The sequence below is a fragment of the Clostridium sp. 1001271st1 H5 genome (assembly GCF_005845215.1).
Taxonomy (GTDB): Bacteria; Bacillota; Clostridia; order Lachnospirales; family Lachnospiraceae; genus Enterocloster.
Genome location: NZ_SPHO01000020.1, coordinates 23,389 through 41,999 on the forward strand (window position 1 = coordinate 23,389; position 18,611 = coordinate 41,999).

General features: G+C 47.7%; 17 protein-coding genes. 15 read left to right on the forward strand and 2 right to left on the reverse strand.

Features of this window, described 5'->3' with window-relative positions:
• Positions 1-97: 97 nt before the first annotated feature.
• The 8 genes from FGS84_RS23730 to FGS84_RS23765 all read left to right on the forward strand — a co-directional run bounded on the left by FGS84_RS23730 (position 98) and on the right by FGS84_RS23765 (position 9,990).
• On the forward strand, positions 98-1,831 hold the full coding sequence (locus tag FGS84_RS23730) for a sensor histidine kinase (RefSeq protein WP_227146361.1): 1,734 nt from the start codon (positions 98-100) through the stop codon (positions 1,829-1,831).
• Positions 1,824-3,377, forward strand: a complete 1,554-nt coding sequence (locus FGS84_RS23735) for a response regulator (protein WP_138310793.1) — start codon at positions 1,824-1,826, stop codon at positions 3,375-3,377. The genes FGS84_RS23730 and FGS84_RS23735 overlap by 8 nt, the downstream gene beginning before the upstream one ends.
• A gap of 401 nt (positions 3,378-3,778) precedes the next feature.
• The gene (locus FGS84_RS23740; RefSeq protein WP_138310794.1) at positions 3,779-4,870 is read left to right on the forward strand and encodes a carbohydrate kinase family protein; all 1,092 of its coding nucleotides are present in this window, start codon (positions 3,779-3,781) and stop codon (positions 4,868-4,870) included.
• A 31-nt stretch (positions 4,871-4,901) separates the two neighbouring features.
• Positions 4,902-6,251, forward strand: a complete 1,350-nt coding sequence (locus tag FGS84_RS23745; protein ID WP_138310795.1) for a sugar ABC transporter substrate-binding protein — start codon at positions 4,902-4,904, stop codon at positions 6,249-6,251.
• A 26-nt stretch (positions 6,252-6,277) separates the two neighbouring features.
• A complete protein-coding gene (locus FGS84_RS23750; protein ID WP_138310796.1) occupies positions 6,278-7,195 on the forward strand; it encodes a sugar ABC transporter permease in 918 nt (305 codons plus the stop codon).
• Positions 7,182-8,012 (forward strand): carbohydrate ABC transporter permease, encoded by an 831-nt coding sequence (locus FGS84_RS23755; protein ID WP_138310797.1) that lies wholly within the window; start codon positions 7,182-7,184, stop codon positions 8,010-8,012. Before FGS84_RS23750 ends, FGS84_RS23755 begins: the two co-directional genes overlap by 14 nt.
• Before the next feature lie 23 nt (positions 8,013-8,035).
• Positions 8,036-9,052, forward strand: a complete 1,017-nt coding sequence (locus FGS84_RS23760; protein WP_243130055.1) for an NAD(P)-dependent alcohol dehydrogenase — start codon at positions 8,036-8,038, stop codon at positions 9,050-9,052.
• Between the two features lie 20 nt (positions 9,053-9,072).
• Positions 9,073-9,990: a class II fructose-bisphosphate aldolase gene (locus tag FGS84_RS23765; RefSeq protein ID WP_138310799.1), complete on the forward strand. Its 918-nt coding sequence runs from the start codon at positions 9,073-9,075 to the stop codon at positions 9,988-9,990.
• Between the two features lie 85 nt (positions 9,991-10,075).
• Here FGS84_RS23765 and FGS84_RS23770 read toward each other — a convergent pair whose 3' ends face one another.
• Positions 10,076-10,957, reverse strand: a complete 882-nt coding sequence (locus FGS84_RS23770) for an AraC family transcriptional regulator (protein ID WP_227146365.1) — start codon at positions 10,955-10,957, stop codon at positions 10,076-10,078.
• A 271-nt stretch (positions 10,958-11,228) separates the two neighbouring features.
• Between FGS84_RS23770 and FGS84_RS23775 the strand changes: the two genes are divergently transcribed.
• From FGS84_RS23775 to FGS84_RS23800, 6 genes are all read left to right on the forward strand, one after another.
• Positions 11,229-13,334: a PTS sugar transporter subunit IIA gene (locus tag FGS84_RS23775; protein WP_243130057.1), complete on the forward strand. Its 2,106-nt coding sequence runs from the start codon at positions 11,229-11,231 to the stop codon at positions 13,332-13,334.
• Positions 13,331-13,777, forward strand: coding sequence for a PTS sugar transporter subunit IIA (locus FGS84_RS23780; protein WP_138310801.1), 447 nt, complete (start codon positions 13,331-13,333; stop codon positions 13,775-13,777). Before FGS84_RS23775 ends, FGS84_RS23780 begins: the two co-directional genes overlap by 4 nt.
• 65 nt (positions 13,778-13,842) lie before the next feature.
• Positions 13,843-14,172 carry a PTS fructose transporter subunit IIB gene (locus FGS84_RS23785; protein ID WP_138310802.1) on the forward strand — a complete coding sequence of 110 codons (330 nt, stop codon included), beginning with the start codon at positions 13,843-13,845 and terminating at the stop codon, positions 14,170-14,172.
• Between the two features lie 4 nt (positions 14,173-14,176).
• Positions 14,177-15,265, forward strand: a complete 1,089-nt coding sequence (locus FGS84_RS23790; protein WP_138310803.1) for a PTS fructose transporter subunit IIC — start codon at positions 14,177-14,179, stop codon at positions 15,263-15,265.
• A 36-nt stretch (positions 15,266-15,301) separates the two neighbouring features.
• Positions 15,302-16,171, forward strand: a complete 870-nt coding sequence (locus tag FGS84_RS23795) for a ketose-bisphosphate aldolase (RefSeq protein ID WP_138310804.1) — start codon at positions 15,302-15,304, stop codon at positions 16,169-16,171.
• A gap of 22 nt (positions 16,172-16,193) precedes the next feature.
• Positions 16,194-17,111 (forward strand): class II fructose-bisphosphate aldolase, encoded by a 918-nt coding sequence (locus FGS84_RS23800; protein ID WP_138310805.1) that lies wholly within the window; start codon positions 16,194-16,196, stop codon positions 17,109-17,111.
• An 11-nt stretch (positions 17,112-17,122) separates the two neighbouring features.
• Here FGS84_RS23800 and FGS84_RS23805 read toward each other — a convergent pair whose 3' ends face one another.
• On the reverse strand, positions 17,123-18,010 hold the full coding sequence (locus FGS84_RS23805; RefSeq protein WP_138310806.1) for an AraC family transcriptional regulator: 888 nt from the start codon (positions 18,008-18,010) through the stop codon (positions 17,123-17,125).
• A 186-nt stretch (positions 18,011-18,196) separates the two neighbouring features.
• Between FGS84_RS23805 and FGS84_RS23810 the strand changes: the two genes are divergently transcribed.
• Positions 18,197-18,610 (forward strand): hypothetical protein, encoded by a 414-nt coding sequence (locus FGS84_RS23810; protein WP_138310807.1) that lies wholly within the window; start codon positions 18,197-18,199, stop codon positions 18,608-18,610.
• The last annotated feature ends 1 nt before the right edge of the window (position 18,611 follow it).

Sequence of the window (18,611 nt, forward strand, 5' to 3'; positions counted from 1 at the left end):
TTATGAAAGGCAGCAGGTTTAAGAGAACACTCCAGGCTAAGTTTGGAGCGTTCTCTATACCTGCTTTATGGGATTCATGAAAAAAATATACGCTCATATGATGAATTATAAACTTCACACCAGGCTGATGATATACTTTTCAACTATGGTAATTGTGGCCATGCTTTTGGTGGCGGGTATATCCTACATTGCATCTTACCGGATTGTGGAGGAACTGGCCTATTCCTTCAGCAATCAGTCGGCGCAGTCTGTGGCGGATAATCTGAATGACATCTTCAATGAAGCGGAAAACCTGTCAGGTCTTGTGGAGAACAATTCGATTTTCCAGAGCATCCTGAACGCAGAGATGCCGGAGGATATCAGAGATAGATATGCAACAGAGCTGAAATATGATTTTGAGTTGTACCAGCTGGCAGGATATACAATTAATGAGTTCGGAGGCTTATATGTGCTGGGGGATAATGGTTTTAACTTTAAGTCCCATAATGTGGCATTTCAGGAAACAGATTTTAGGAAGGAAGAATGGTACCGGCGCATCCATGAAGCGGATGGGGTCGTGTGGTTTGGGCCTAAGGTTTATTCCAGGACAGTTAAATCCATTGACCGGTCCTATGCTGCCATGGGATGCCCGGTGATAAATAAGGCCAATGGAAACAGAATCGGCGTGGTATTGGTGGAAATAGAGGCTGATTCTATTGAATATATCATCCGGGAATTCGGCAATATAGAAAACGGGGTCATTCAGGTACTTGATGGGGAAAATACTATTCTGTTTCAAAAAAATGGTACTGGTAATGATTCCGGTGAAGCAAAAAGCCATAAGGACAGGAACAGGAACCATTCCGTATTTTATTATACAGAGACAATGGATAATGGATGGACTGTGGAATCCTATATCCCCAAGGCCATTCTGCTGGGAAGGATTATTAACCTGGGAATCTGGCTCGGGCTGGTGATATTTTTGATGATACTGCTGGCGGTTAAGGTCACCAGCGTCATTTCCGGTACAGTGACCAATCCTATCAATAAATTAATTGACCTTATGGAACAGGCGGAACAAAAGGAATTTGCTGTTCAGATGCATGTGAAATATAAGGACGAGCTGGCGGTTCTGGGCAATAAGTTTAACAATATGATGGATTTTACAAGGCATCTGATTGCGGTCAATAATAAGGAACAGGAAAATCTGAGGGAAGCAGAATTAAAGACACTTCAAATGCAGATTAATCCGCATTTCCTGTATAATACCCTTGAAACCGTAATATGGCTGATACGGTCCAAAGAAAATGAAAAGGCAATCAGCGTGATTACATCACTCTCCAAATTTTTCCGTATTGGGTTAAGCAGGGGACGGAATATCATAATGCTAAGGGAGGAACTGGAACACGTCAGGGAATACGTTAAGATTCAAAATACCAGATACAGGGATAAAATCAATTTTTCCATCCATTTAACAGAGAATACCATGCTGGACTGTCCCATACCTAAGCTGACCCTGCAGCCATTGGTGGAGAACGCTATTTATCACGGCATCCAGGAAAAACCGGAAGGCGGGCATGTTTTGATTGAGATTGCCCGTGAAGCACAAGACAGAATCAGGATAACAGTCGCTGATGATGGCATTGGAATGACACCGGCTCAGTTGGAACGGCTTCAGACCGGGTTAAAGGAAATGGGGGAAGTGGGTTTCGGTATGTATAATACGAATCAAAGGTTATGTAATTATTTTGGGGAAGAGTCTGCTTTGAAGATTGAGAGCCGGTTTGGGGAAGGCACCAGGGTGTCATTTAGCATCAACGACAGCAGGAGGGAGGGAAAAGTGTATGATTAAGGCCATTCTTGTGGATGATGAAGATATCATCAGGGAGGGACTGTCAAACTTTATAGACTGGACTGCTTTGGGTCTGGAACTGGTGGGACAGGCATCCAATGGGAGGGAGGCTGTGGAGCTGGTAAGAATGATGGCTCCGGAAGTGATTATAACAGATGTGAAAATGCCTATGATGAATGGAATTGAACTTCTGGCCCTGGCAAAGGAACAAAGGCCGGACTGCGTGGTTATCATGATTAGCAGCTATGACCAGTTTGAATATGCCCAGCAGTCCCTTAATCTGGGCGCCTTTGCGTATCTGCTGAAACCCATTGATACGGATAAGCTGATTCATCTGTTAAAGGAAGCTGTTTTAAAAATACAGAAGGTCAGGTCAGGAGAGAAGATATTAAATACATACAGGAATGTGCTGGAACAGACCCAGAAAAATATATTAGATAATAAAATTAAGCTGATGGCACTTGGAGGAAGGGTGAATGCCCTGAATGAGACTGAGGCAAAGTATCTGGAACAGTTTACAAAATTCTGTGTGGCTTCGGTAAATGCAGAGAGACCTGAATACCAAGAAGAGTCCTTTATGGAGGAACTGGAACGTCACCTGGAAGAATGGAGGACCGGACACGCAGATGCAGCAGACATAAAACAATTCCAGAACCAGAACCGGATGACCGTGTTCTGTGTCATGATGAGAGGGGATAAAGAGATAAGCTTTCGTAAACTGCTGGCTATCTATTCCCGGTATTATACGGAAACCGTACTGGGGATAAGCGATACCGTTGATTCTGTCAGGGAACTATCGGCTGCTTACCGCCAAAGCCTGGAAGCTGTGGAATACCGTTTTTTTACAGACAGAAGTCTGATTCGCTACCGCACTGTCCGGGAGGAAATACAGCCATCCTTTAAGGATATGCCTGACTGGAACCGGAACCTGGAAATGTGTCTGAAGGATGGGAGAGAAAGTGAGGTTAATACATTTACAGATGAATTTCTGTCATATGTTTACCGGACGAAACCATCCCCGGTAATTATACGTACCATGGTTTCAGCTATTCTGCTGGAGACAATCCGTACGTTGAGAACAGCGGGAGGTAAACCAGAGGATTTGTTTTTGTCAGTATCAGACACCATTGCCGCTGTTTTGAATGAAAGCAATCCTGAATTCATGTCCAGAAAACTCAGGGAGCTGTTATGGAGCGTGTCTGATTATATTGCCAGGCTGGAAAAGCTAAGACCTAACTCAGTGGCGCAGAAGGCCAGGAAATATATAGAAGAGAATTATCAGAACCCTGATTTGAGGCTGGATGATGTGGCTGGATATGTCTATATAAATGCCAGCTATTTCAGCTCTGTTTTCAGTAAGGAAATGGGAATATCCTTTGGGGATTACCTGACCAAGGTGCGTATTGAAAAAGCAATGGATTTATTGAAAAATACGCATATGAAGGTATATGAGATTGCTGAATGGGTGGGATACCAGAATCCCTCCTGGTTCAATGTGGCATTTAAACGGTATACGGGACAGAAGCCAGGGGATTTTAGAAAATAAATACCACACGCTGCATAATAATAATTCTGATGGGAAAAGCCGGCCCGGGTGAGCCGGCTTTTTAGGTTGGCAGTTTTAATTGCTGGTTTTGCGGCAGCGGCATAAAAACTTGCAAATGTTGTAAAAAAACCACAGCCACACAGGGAGGGGGAATAAAACCAGCAGTAATATGGATGTAAATAACAAAACAAGATAAAAATTATCGCGTAGTAAAAGAAATATATTCAATTATATCAGAAAATTCAAACCAAAATAAAAAAATCACAGTTAAAAACATATCAAGAAACGCAAAAAAATCAGGACAAAACAGAAAAAAAGGTACGATAGAATATGATATTATTTCTAATAGACAGAGACAGGAACACAAAAAAATATACAAATTACATAAAAATGGGGGATATATGGAGAGTAAGAAGGTATTAGTGGCAGGTTCCATTGTATTGGATATTATTCCTGAAGTATATATTCCGAAAGGGCAGCCCGTACCGGAAATATTCCTGAGCGAGGGCAAAACCACGGAATGTTCTTATACCCATATATATTTGGGCGGGGAAGTAGGGAATACAGGTCTGGGGTTAAAGAAGCTTGGATGTGATGTAAGGCTGGTCAGTAAAATCGGAGACGATTCCGTAGGGGAAATCGTCAGGGAAATTTTAAACCGCTATGACGCGGATTATACGCTGATTGAGATGATGGGGGAACAGTCCTCGGCCAGCGTTGCCATTGCCCTTCCGGGTAAGGATAAAATGACGCTTCACAGCAGGGGGGCTTCCCAGCTTTTCAAGGCAGCGGATATTACGGACGAAATGCTGGAAGGGGTAAAGCTGTTCCACTTTGGCTATCCTCCCAGTATGAAGTACCTGGTGGAACATGAGGGCGAGGAACTGGAGGATTTGTTAAAGAATGTAAAGTCCAAGGGAATCACTATTTCTCTGGATATGAGCCTTCCGGATTTAAAGACATTTCTGGGACATGTGGACTGGAGACCAATTCTGCAGCGGATACTGCCCTATGTTGACTTATTTTTACCAAGCCTGGAGGAAAGTATATTTTTCCTGCACAGGGAGGATTACGTTGAAATGGTGCGTAAAGCAGGGGCAAACGACCTTCTGGATTATATTGATATAAGAGGAATGGCTGAGAAACTGGCGGATGAGCTTCTGGAAATGGGCGGCACCGTGGTTATGCTGAAATGCGGGCATGAGGGGATGTATCTGAGAACAGCAGGGAAAGAGAGGTGGGGAAATATGGGAAAGGCTGCTCCGGCCAGCCTGACTGGGTGGTATGACAGGAAAATCTGGCAGAAGCCCGTAAAGGTCAAACGGATTTTGTCCAGGACCGGAGCAGGGGATATTGCAATTGCAGGATTTTTATCCTCGTTCCTGCATGAGGATAATGCAAAGACAGCTTTGGGGATAGCTGCATGGGCCGCGTCCATCTGTATTCAGTCATATGATACCATAAGCGGTCTGTGCCCGTTAAACGAGTTGTAAACAAAAGAGAAGGAGTAGGAGGTATTTCATAATGAAAAAAGGTTTGGCAAAAATGACAGCATTGGGATTATGCGCATCAATGGTCCTTTCCATGGCAGGGTGTTCCGGCGGGGGAGGTTCCGCTTCCACGGAAAAGGCGGCTGAGAAGACAGCCGGGGCAGCGACGGAGAAGGCGGTGCAGGACGGAACGGAGGGAAGCCAGGAACCCATTGAACTGACATACTGGTACTGGGAGGACGAACAGGGTACCATTGAGAACATGCTTAAGGACAAGTGGGAGGCCTATGCAGGGGACCGCATTAAGGTTAACTTTGAATCCGTACCCTCTTCCAGCTTCCATGATAAACTTATAACTGCCATCAGTACCGGTACAGGGCCGGATGTGTTTATCTGTAAGCCCATGTGGGCCCCGGAGCTGTACGGAATGGGCGGCCTGATGAATATGGAAGATGTGTTTGAGGGCTGGGAGTACGCAGATGAGGTGGACGATTTCATGCTGGAACAGATGAGGGCGGGGCTGGATAAGCTGTATCTGTATCCGCGTACCACCATTGTGATGTATCTGTATTGCCGTAAGTCCATGTTTGAGAAGGCGGGAATCGATTATCCGAAGACCGTGGATGAGTTCTTTGATGCCTGTGAAAAGCTGACCGTGGATACGGACGGGGACGGCAAGACAGACCAGTACGGATTTGGTATGCGCGGCGGCAACGGCGGCCATTACATGTGGTCATCCTTTGTATTCAGCGCATTGAAGGATAAGGATTACTATGATGGGGAGGGGAAGGCGTCCCTGGCAGACGAGAAGCTGGCTGAGATGAACCAGAAGTACATTGACCTGTATCAGAACGGTTATGTGCCGCCCTCAGCCATTACGGACGGATTCAGTGAGGTCCTTACTAATTTTAAGTCAGGCGTCACAGCCATGCTGTATCATCACATAGCTTCCATAACAACCATTAAAGAAACCTTTGGCGATGATTTTGAGGTGATACCTGTCCCCACAGGAGAGAGCGGGCAGGCATTCGGCTGTCAGGAAATGACGGGATGGGCCATCAATCCTAATTCCAAGAACCTGGAGGCAGCGGAGGAGTTTGTGAAATGGGCGTCTTCACCTGAGATTCATGATGTGCGGTGTGAGAAGCTGCAGCAGGTGCCGTTCATGTCTTCCGTACAGGCATTGGACAAGTACAAAAATGACCAGGCATATAAGGTATCCATGGACAACATGCTTTCCGCCCATACATTGCCGGTAGGACCTGAAATCACAACTTATACAGAGGAAATATGGGCACAGACATTCCAGAGAGCCCTGATGGGAGAACTGAGCAGCATGGAGATGCTGGAACAGCTGGACAAGTGCCTGAACGGGGAAATGTAGGACTAAAACCATGAGAGGGTGAGCGTATGAATCGGGGAAAAGCAGCCGGAAAAAGGCGCAGGAAATCAGACATATATGTTCCCATTATATTGTTAATGCCGGCATTTCTGCTGGTGGTGGGAGTCATAATTTATCCAATCTGCTATGCAGTGGGACTCAGTTTCCAGTATTATAAATTGACGGATTATGTAAACCGCCAGTTTATCGGTTTAGAAAACTACATATCTGTCTGGAGGAATGAGACATTTCTGGCTTCCCTGGGAAATACGGTAAAGTGGGTGGGAATCACTGTTGCCTGTCAGTTCCTGTTTGGACTGGTGCTGGCCATGATTCTGAACGTCCCATTCAAGGGAAGGGGCATCATCCGTTCCATTACGCTGATGCCCTGGGTCACCCCGGGCGTTGTAATTGCGCTTATGTGGGTGTGGATTTATAACGGCAATTTTGGCGTCCTGAACAAATGTCTGACGTCCTTGGGCATCATCAGCAAAAATGTCCCGTGGCTGGGCTCATCCCGGACAGCGCTGTACAGCCAGATTGTAACCATGATATGGCAGGGAATTCCTTTCTTTGCCATCATGGTACTGGCAGCGCTGCAGACCATATCCGTGGACCTGTATGAGGCAGCGGATATAAGCGGGGCCAATTCCTGGCAGAAATTTGTGTATATCACGTTGCCGGAGCTGATGCCCACAATCATAACTACCTGCATGCTGAGAATCATATGGGTCTTTAATAATGTGGAGGTGCTCTATCTGATGACCGGAGGAGGACCGGGCCACAGCTCCATGACTGTATCCCTTGTAGCCTATATCAAGGCGCAGAAATCCCTGGATTTCGGACAGGGGTCAACCATAGCAATCTACGGCACCCTGTTTATGATTCTCTTTATGACCATATATTTAAAGCTGACAAGGCGGGGGGATGAAGATGAAAAGGACTAAACGAATTCAGAAGCTTGTAATGCTTATTCCGCTTATTCTGATAGTGTGTTTTGTGATATTTCCTTACATATGGACATTCCTGACCTCCATAAAGCCTACAGATGAACTGTATACCACCAACATAAAAATACTGCCCAGGGCAACGACCTTCCAGAATTACGTGACACTTTTTACGGGTACGGATTTCCTGGCCAGTATGTTCCACAGCATTGTGATTGCAGTCATTACAAGCTGCATCTCCATGCTGGTGTCATCCATGGCATCCTATGCCTTTGCCAGGTACAGGTTCAGGGGGAAGAACCTGGCGCTCAGCGGTATCCTGCTGTTATATATGTTTCCGTCGGTCCTTTACCTGACTCCGCTGTTTGTGGTGTTTAATAAGATGAAGCTCATAGGCTCTCCTGTTGCATTGGTGGTTTCATACTGTACGTTTACCATACCCTTCAGCATATGGCTTCTCACCTCATATATGAAGAGCATTCCTCTGGAGTTAGAGGAGGCGGGCAAGATAGACGGGGCCAATGTCCCACAGCTATTATATTATGTGGTAATGCCGCTGCTGAAGCCAGGGCTTATTGCTACCGGCACCTATGTGTTCATCAATTCCTGGAATGAGTATTTGTTTGCAGTCATGTTCACGACTTCCAATAACAGGACGCTTCCTGTCTCATTGGCATCCCTGGTAGGAGAGTATGACCTGAGATGGGACATCATATCAGCAGGAGCAGTGGCAGCCATGATACCGGTGGTTATCCTGTTCATGTTTATACAGAAGAACCTGGTGGCAGGTCTGACTGCCGGTTCGGTAAAGGGGTAAAAATGAAGAATCAAGCAGCATTTTTGATAGATAAACAGAGATTAGAGATTATGGATTGTGAAATGCCGTCCGTTTCCGATACGGATGTGTTGGTTGAAGTGGCCCATGTGGGAATCTGCGGAAGCGATATGCACATATTTGAGGACCCGTATTATGCGGTAAAAGATATAAAGCTTCCGGTAGTGCTTGGCCATGAATGCGCCGGACGCGTAGTGGAGGTGGGAAAGAAGGTAGAAGGAATCGTACCAGGCGACCGTGTTGCGCTGGAGCCAGGCGTACCCTGTCAGACCTGTGAGTTTTGTATGAGCGGACGGTATAACCTGTGTCCGGACGTACGGTTTCTGGGGGCCAGACCATGGCTGAACGGCGCATTCAGCCGTTACGTCAGTCATCCCGCCAGATGGACATTCAAACTGCCCGATGCAATGGACACAGTGGAAGGAGCTTTGCTGGAGCCGCTTGTGGTGGGAATGCATTCAGTAAACCGGGCCAATCCCGGGACCGGACAGGCCGTGCTGATACTGGGAGCAGGGTGCATCGGGCTTATGACCCTGGAGGCATGTCTGGCCAGGGGAATCACAAATGTGACCATATCGGATTTATATGAAAACCGGCTGAATATGGCCGGCACCATAGGCGCCAGACATACGGTCAATTCATCAAAAGAGGATATTGTGACAAGGACCGCGCAGATAACCGGCAATAAAGGATATGACGTGGTATTTGAGACTGCGGGAAGCCAGAGAACAGCCGCATTGACAGCGGACCTGGTGAAACGAGGGGGAAAAATTGTAATGGTCGGGAATGTGTTCGGGGAAACTCCATTCAATTTTTTCAAAACAAATTCAAAGGAGGCGGACATACTGGGAGTATTCCGTTACCGGAACCTGTATCCGGCAGCCATAGAGCTTTGCGGCGAGGGGCAGGCGGAACCAAAGAAGATAGTGACCAATTATTTTGAATTTGAAACCATGCAGGCAGCCATGGAGTATGCCATTACAAAAAAACAGGAAGCTGTCAAAACAGTGATTCGGATGTAGAAAGACGGGGACAGGAACATATGTATACAGATGTGAAGACAATACTGGATGACGCATCCAGAAATCATTACGGCGTATTGGCTGCATCCGCCATCAACCTGGAATTGGCAAGGGGGCTGATAGCGGCTGCTGATGAACTCCAGGCGCCGTTAATCATTCTTATGGGTCAGATGCAGATGACCAGACATGCCAGGGCGGATGTGATGGTGCCTCTGATAAAGACGCTGGCAGAGGAGACCAATGTCCCGGTGGCCCTGATTCTGGACCACGGAAGGGACTGGGATGTGATTACACATGCATATAGGAACGGTTTCTCCTCTATCATGATTGACGCTTCTGCTTATGAGATGGAGGAGAATGTAAAAAGAACGAAAAGGGTCATAGAGCTGTGTCATCCCCAGGGAGTGGCGGTGGAAGCAGAACTGGGCCATGTGGGACAGGCTGCCCTGGGAGACCAGACAGATGATTCCTGCTATACGCGGCCTGAGGATGTAACGGAGTTTCTGAGCCGGACCCATGCAGACTGCCTGGCCATTGCCTGTGGTACGGCCCATGGACAGTACCCAAAGGGCGTTACCCCTGAAATACGTTTTGATATCATACGGGCTGTCAAGGAAGTGACGGATGTGCCCATTGCTCTTCACGGAGGTTCCGGTTCAGGGGATGAAAATATAAAAAAGGCAGTGGAGGCAGGTATAAACAAGGTGAATGTCTGCACGGAAATATTTAATTATGTCCGCGATGAAATCAGGAAGACACTGGAGGAGACGCCGGAAATTGACCTGTTAAGCCTGATGTCCCTGACCGAGCAGGCGGCCAGAAAAATTGGAAAGCATTTCATTGGCCTGACCGGCTCCCAGGGAAGGGCAGCTAATTTCCGGAGAAGGTCAACCTTTCAGTATGGCTTTGCGCAGACAGAGACGGATGGGGGAGAATAAGAGGAAAAGGCCGGAAAGAAAATATACAGGTATAACGATGAAGGAAAATGAACAAGGGTGGAACCGATACCAGAGGTTTCCACCCTTATTTCCGTTTAAAATCCTCCGCCTGTTTGAACTTAGAATATTGTTTTGGACTGAGACCGGTGTGCTGTTTGAAGATACGGCTGAAATGGGACAGGTTTTTATAACCGACAAGACCGCATACAGAATCTACGGGAAGATTTTGTGATAGAAGTTCCTTTGCCCTCATGATACGGCAGCTGATGATATACTGGTTTGGTGAAGTACCTGTCACATTCTTAAAAAGATTGCACAGATAAAATTTGTTAATATAAAAAGTGGAGGACAGCAGCTCCAGGGAAAGCTCGTCGCTCAGGTGCGTATGGATATGGTTGATGACGGAGTAAATCAGGCTGTAGGACGAGGTTATGGTATCGGATGATATATTATGGTACTTCCGGTACAGGTTATTTATAAAAATCAAAAATTCTCCCAGAAGGAATTTGACTTTCAGGTCGTAGCCGTAATCCTGTTTGGTGGTATCATCATTGCATGCAACCAGCCGTTTTAGCTGGGCCAGACATTCCTCTGCCTGGGAAATGGTCAGCGGCAGGATATATGGATTTGAGAACGGCCTTAAGAAAAAACATTCCAGCAAATCCGTTTCCTTGGAGGACAGGGATTCAATGTATTCGGGTTTAAAGGAAAGCGTATACCGTTCAAAACGTTCGCGGGTATTCAGGGTAATCTTATGCAAATCCATATTATTGAATAAAATAATACTGTTTTTGGGAACCTTCCAGTTTTTTTCGCTTACATGACAGACCGTATTGGGCGTGAGCATAAATATGATGTCAAACTGTTTGTGGGTATGATATTCATGCTGCTCCGGGCCGTAGGTCACTTTGTATTTGAACGAAAAATCCTCGGAAAAATGGGGGGATATGGGTGTTTTAGCGGGCATAATCTTGAGCAGGTCACCTCCCTTGCAAGTTCTCATAATTCCAATTATTGTACATAACATACCAGGATTTATGCAACTATTTAATTAAACATCAAAAGAAATGCAAAAAACACAGAAAGAATAGTAAAAATCCATTGTGAGTAACGCATAAAAGGCGCATCATGGAATTTGGAAAAACTTTTGAAGAAAACAACTGCTTTCTGTCAATATTATGGTAATAGAAAGCAATGGAAAACTGTTAATATAAGATTACCGAAGGGATGGCAGGGCGATGGAACAGGAAACAGGAGGGAACATGATGCAGGAACGGCAATATAAAATTCTGAAGCTGCTGTACAGGTCAGATGGATTCGTGACTGTAGAGTATCTGGCGGCAGAGATGCAGTGTTCCCTTAAGACTATCAGGAACGATTTGAAGCAGCTGGGAAGTTTCCTGGAAGAACACGGGCTGGGAAAGGTTGTCTCTAAGAGTAACAAAGGCGTCTGTCTCATGAAAGAGAAGGACTGGGCAGCTGCAAAGCAGGCATGGAACGATGAGAACCAGATGGAGCTCTACGGCACGGACAACCAGTTCCAGATACTGGAGCTGCTGCTGAAGCAGAGAAGCATACAGAAGATGAAGCTGGAACAGAGGCTTCTCATCAGCAGGCTGGACGCTGAAAAGGCCACCAATCAGGCGGCCGCATGGCTGGAGGCCCATAGGATAGCCGTTACCTGTAAGAGAGGACAGGGGCTGCAGATTGAGTGCAGCGAGTACGATTGGCGCATGGCCATATGGGTGCTTTTTGCGGATATATCCAGGAAACGCCAGGAGTTTGGGGACCAGTCGCTGAAAAACCAGACAGAGAAGTTTTTGTGGGGCTTTGATATGACCGGGGTTACAGGGGCCATCGCAGGGCTGGAACGGGAATTCGGGATACACTACAGTTTTGACGGGTACCAGCAGCTTTCCTTCCTTCTCTCATTATGCGTTATACGAATCAGGAAAAAGGAATTTGCGGAGATTCCGGCTGCGGATTTTGAGTATGGGGCTAAAGAAAGGCAGGGTTCAGAAAGTCAGGGTTCAGAAGGGCAGGGCTCAGAACATCAGCGGCATATGCGGACCTGCATGGCGTACCAGGGTGTGGAATACGACCGGAATATGGGAGAAATATGCATAGAAAGCCTTAAGAAATATTATAGCATCAGCTTTCCTGAGGGCGAGAAGCAGTTTGTGGTACTGGCTTTGGGGATTGCAGAAATACAGGAGTTTACAGGAGAGGCATCCAGGCGGACCTTTATGGAGGCAAACCAAAACATCTGCCGGGTGACGGATAAAGTGATTTCCATTACCGGCAATATCCTGGGGCAGGGTCTTGGCAGGGATGAATACCTGTTTGACAGCCTGCTGCTGTACATGAAATCCAAAATCCTGAAGCTGGGGTACAACATACCGGAGGAAAATCCCCTGAAGGAGGTTGTGAAGTCCAAGTATCCCAATATATACGCAGCCGCCTGGTCAGCCAGCCTTGTCATTGAGTCTGAGCTGGGGGTGAGAATCGGGGAGGACGAGGTGGCTTACCTGGCATTATATATAGGCGGGGCCATTGAACGCCTGAATGTGGGAGTGGAGGTGTGTATCCTGTGCAACCACGGTATCGGTATATCCAGAATCCTCAAGGAACAGATTGAGCGCTCCATACAGAACATACATGTGGTAGATGTGCTGACTACCAGGGATACACTCAAGATTCAGAAGAGCCGGTGTGATTTTCTCATATCATCTGTTCCGGTGGGAAATGTATTTGCGGGAAAGGATGCGGTACAGATTGGTAATGTGCTGCAGCCCTGGGACATACAGCAGATTCAGAATAAAATGAAACTGGTCCGGAAAAAGAAGATGAGGCGGATTGCGGCGAAGGCGGAATACTCCGAGTATCAGCTGTTTCATTCCTCCCTGATATACCATTTTCCGGGAAAGACCCATAAAAGGGAAATCATATCCTTTCTGTGCGCCAGACTGGCGGAGGCAGGCTATGTAACGGAGGATTATGAGCAGACCGTACTGGACCGGGAGGAAACCACATCCACTGTGCTGGACCTTGGAGTTGCCATTCCCCATGGAGCTGCTTCCTGCGTCTGCCACCCGGTGATTGCAGCCGCCATATTGGAGGAGCCGGTGGATTGGGGCAGGGACAGGAGCGTGGACCGGATATTTCTTCTGGCCCTGAATCTGGATGAACGGTTTAAGGCAAAGGGACAAATCATCCGTTTTTATTCCGCCATTGTCACATTGCTGGATGACAAGGAGGCCTATGAGGAATTCCACGGCCTCAGGGGACAGGAAGAAATTACAGATTATTTAAATTCTATGGTAAAAGGAGACAGGAGAGCATGAATCTGCTGGAAGTAATCAATGAAAATGCAGTGGCCGTCAATGTAAGGGCGCAGAATAAGGAGGAGGTGTTTGAATATGTGTGCGACCTTCTTTTAAAGGACGGCAGCATTACATCCAAGGAAGCGTTCAAGCAGGATTTATATATAAGGGAGTCACAGGGAAAGACAGGCATTGGGGACGGAATCGCCATTCCCCATGGAAAGTCGGCGGCTGTGAAACGCAACTGTATATCGGTCCTTAAGCTGGAACGACCCATACAATGGGAGACTCTGGATGGCCTGCCTGTGCAGGTGTTTATCGTATTTGCCATCAATCAAAGGGATAAGGATGACTACTTCCTGCGCCTCATGGCCAGCGTTGCCAAGAAGCTGGCACAGGAAGGGACATGCAAAAAACTGATGGGAAGCAGCACAAAGGAAGACATTCTGGAAGCATTTTGTTAGGCTGCTTCACTGGATTCGCGGAATACAGGAGCAGCGTGTTTATGACGAACAGGAGGAAATAAAGGATGAATATAGTAGGGGTTACGGCATGTACGGCGGGCATTGCCCATACATACATTGTCAAGGAAAAGCTGGAGCAGGCAGCCAGGAAGCTGGGATACACATGCAGAATCGAGACACAGGGAAGCATTGGAATCGAGGAACAGCTGACACCGGAGGAAATCCAAGCTGCCGATGTGGTCATTTTGGCCATTGACGTGAAGATTTCAGGGGAAAACCGGTTTAAGGGAAAACCAGTGGTGCGCATGAGCACGGAGAAGGCTATGAAAAATACCGGAGCGCTGCTTCAGAGCATTGAGGAAGCGCTGGCAAAAAAGAAAAACGGAGGGGATTAAGATTATGGGTGGGTTTAAATTATCAGAGATTAAGAAGCATGTGATGACAGGAATATCATTCATGATTCCCATTGTTGTGGGCGCAGGCTTATGTATGGCACTGGGAACCGCCATTGGAGGGACCAAGGTATCCGAGGCAGAGGGAACACTGATATGGTATATCTGGAGGACCGGTAAGGTTGGTATGGGCTTTGTGGTGCCTGTGATTACGGCTGCCATTGCGTATTCCATTGCGGACAGGCCGGCTATTGCACCTGGATTGATTCTGGGGTCCATTGCTTCGGAGATTTATACCGGATTCATCGGAGGCATTATAGCAGCCTTCCTTGTGGGCTATACAGTGCTGTTTCTGAAGAAATATCTGAAGGTGCCCAAGACCATGCAGGGTCTGGTTCCTGTACTTATTCTTCCGTTCCTGACCACATTGATTTGCGGTGCCCTTATGTTTGCTGTTATAGGAAAGCCGGTTGCTTTTGTCATCAATGCATTGCAGAATTGGCTGATAGGACTTCAGGGCGGTTCCAAATTCATTCTGGGAGCCATTGTGGGAGGCATGTGCGGCGTTGACTTTGGCGGTCCCATCGGCAAGACAGCTTCTCTGTTTGCAAACGGCCTGCTGGTGGACGGCATATACGGTCCGGAGGCAGTGAAGCTGGTTACATGTATGATTCCTCCTATGGGCGTAACCCTTTCCTACATTCTCACCAGGAACAAGTACACAAAGGCTGAGAAGGAAGCTGTAAAGGCTGCGTTCCCAATGGGTATATGCATGATTACAGAAGGCGTGATTCCGTTGGCCATGAACGACCCGTTGCGTGTAATCGGATCTTCCGTGATTGCCACATCCATAGCAGGAGGACTCACCATGGTGCTGGGAATTGAGAATTATGTAACGGCAGGCGGATGGTTCATTATCCCGCTGTCCAATAAACCTTTGATGATGGCTGCCATGGTAGCCATGGGAGGCGTTATCATGGGAGTTATACTTTCCCTGTGGAAGAAGGTGGTCACGGAAGACGATTCCATGGATTTTGGCATGGAGCAGGAAAACGGGGAAACCACCACCGATGGAATGACATTTGAGAACTTTTAGCGACATCACAGATATTGTCTGATAGGAGGATAAAAAATGCTGCTGAATCTGCAGAAAATACTGGAGCCTGCTGTAAAGGGGAATTTTGCAGTGGGAGGGTTCAATGTAACAGAAAGCACTATGTTCAAAGCTATTGTGGAGGAAGCGGAACACTTGGAATCTCCGGCTATCATCCAGGTTTCCCCCAATGAATTTCAGTTTTCGGAGCGGGAACTGTACCTGTACTTTTCGGTCCGCCTGCAGGGCAGCAGGAATCCATTTGTGCTTCACTACGACCACAGCAAGTCCTATGATGGGTGCATCCGCGCCATTCAGGCAGGCTTTACCTCTGTCATGTTTGACGGCTCGCAGATGGAGTATAACCAGAACGTGGAATGCACCCGCCGGGTGGTGGAGGCAGCCCATGGGGCCGGCGTGTCGGTGGAAGGGGAAATTGGGACCATAGGGGAGACAGCGGACTATGCCGGCGGCACGGTCCGGGATATGGTATACACATCACCGGAGCTGGCCAGACGGTTTGTGGAGGACACCGGAGTGGATGCCCTGGCGGTTTCCATCGGCACGGTGCACGGCATTCTTCCAAAGGGATATGTGCCCAGACTGCAGCTGGAGCTTCTGAAAGAACTGGCTGCCGCGGTGCCGGTGCCTCTGGTGCTTCACGGTGGTTCCGGCACGCCCCATGAGGAGGTTGCCGCTGCCTGCAGGACAGGGATTCACAAGGTAAATATATCCAGTGAGTTCAAACATGCCTATTACCAGAGCGTAAGGGAGTTTGTGACAAATCATCCCACCCAGGTCAGTCCCACCCTGGTTCTTAAGGATGCAGTGCAGGAGGTAAGGAAGGTGGCAGGGACAAAGATGCAGGTACTGGGCTGCGCCGGGAAGGCATATTGCTACATAAAATAATATCAATTAAGGGGAGTACATAATGTATACAGACATCAAAACAATTCTTGACGATGCAAATAAAAACAACTATGCCGTTCTGGCTGCATCCGCATTTAACATGGAGCTGGCCAGGGGACTGATAGCAGCCGCGGATGAAATGCAGGCGCCCTTAATTATCCTGATGGGCCAGGCCCAGATGACGAAACACGCCAGGCCGGAGCTGATGGTACCCATGATACGGACGCTTGCAGAGCAGACCAATGTGCCGGTGGCCCTGATTTTGGACCACGGCAGGGACTGGGAGAAAATCACCTGGGCTTACAGACAGGGATTTTCCTCCGTTATGGTGGATGCTTCGGCCTATGAGATAGAGGAGAACATTGCCAGGACGAAGAAGGTAGTGGACCTGTGCCATGTACAAGGGCTGGCAGTGGAGGGCGAGCTGGGCCATGTAGGGCAGGCCGCCACCCTGGACGGATGCGACGAGGCGCTGTATACAAAGCCGGAGGAAGCAGTGCGCTTTGTGCAGGAGACAGGGGTGGACAGTCTGGCCATTGCCTGCGGCACTGCCCATGGAAATTACCCCAAGGGCTTTGTGCCAACCATTAACTTTGATGTCATAAGAAGGGTGAAACAGGCGGTAAACATGCCCCTGGCACTACACGGCGGCTCCGGTTCAGGGGACGAGAACATCCGAAGGGCAGTGGAAGCAGGAATCAACAAGGTGAACATTGCCACTGAGATATTCAATGCGTGCAGGGATTACGTAAAGACCCGTCTGGACCAAAAGCCGGACCTGGATTATATGTCCCTTATGATGGAAACGGAGCAGGAGTGTAAGAAAACAGTAAAGCATTTTATCGGCCTCACAGCATCTGAGGGAAAGGCAGCCGGTTTCCGGAAGAAGTATGCATTCTGCCACGGAATCAGCCAGATTGATACAGGGATTGGCGAATAAGGGGACACGCCCTAATCCGTATGCCTGCGTCTGTACTGGATGGGGCTGCAGCCGGCCTGCTCCTTAAAGACACGGGAAAAGGAGCTGAGGTTGGTGTATCCCACGGCCTGTCCAATCATTTCCACGGAATAATCCGTGTTGATGAGAAAATCTTTTGCCCGGGTGATGCGGTATTCTGTAATATAGTCGCTGACTGTCATGCCGGAGATTTCCTTAAAAACATTATAAAGCTGGGTCTTGCTGACTAAAAACAGACGGGACAGGCTGTCCGTGGTCAGATTTTCACTGTAATGGCCTCCGATGTATTCATAAATATCATATACCAACCGGGCGTGCTCCCGGTAGGCAGATGTGCTGAGGGGGCCAAACCGCTCTGTGTAGAGCTGGTTGGCCAGCAGAAGAAATTCGCCCAGCAGGAATTTAAGGTGCAGGTCCCTTCCATAAGCAGGCGCAGGGTCCCTGCCTCCATCCGGCCTGTTATAATACTCCATCCTGGAAAGGACGGAAAGAAAGGCTCCCATCTGCCGGTCCGGCACCGTGAGGACCACGGGCTGGTTGCCGGGGCGAAGCAGGAAGCACTCCAGCAGATTAACTTCCGGTGTGGAGAACTGGGATATGTAACCGGAGGAAAAATACAGCACATAGCGGTCGCAGATTCCGGACCCGTTCTCTGAATAGATATAATGCAGGTCCATCTGGTTAAACAGAATCAGCCCATTTCTGGGAATATCAATCACCCCTGTTTCAAACTTACATTTTAAATTGCCGGACAGGGCAAACACAATTTCCATCTGTCTGTGCAGGTGGAAATTTCGCTTTTCTGTTGTCCCGGTTATCTTGTGCCGAACTGAGAATTCTTCCGGCAGCTTTTCCGTATAGCGTGAAAATGGAATGTCCATGGCGCCTCCCAGGGTATCTATGCAATCATATGAAGCACTTCTTAGTATAGCATGGTTTGAAGAAAATGCAAAGTATATGGACAATCTGCAAAAAAATGTAGAAACACATGGTATATAATACAAAATGTAAGGAAAACAAGGAAAAGTTAAGCCGGTATTCATGGAAAATATAAGGAAAAAGTCAAAATGATTGATGAAATTGTAAAGAGCACAAGGGAAGCCTGCGCCGTGCTGGAACGTATAAAATCCATGCCGCGTGAGGAATTGGAAAAGGCAGAAATTCTGCCGCTGCTGAGAAATGCCGTGAACCTGAAGCTTATGATTCAGGAGGATACCCAGACAGATATCAGAAAGCTTGTCATCATGAGCATCAAGCGCCAGGATTTGCAAAAGGGAAACCTGCCGGATGATGTGATTCAGAGGGAGATAAAGAAATACGACTGTCATCAGACCAGCCTGGCGGCACAGAAAAAGGTATTGCTGCTTATGTTTATTGAGAAGGAGCTGGGGATTGTAATGGGGGATGATGAGGCCACGGATATAGAGAGTCTGGATGAATTGGCTGAAGCTGTTATAAGGCACCTGAAAGGGGGAGGATGAT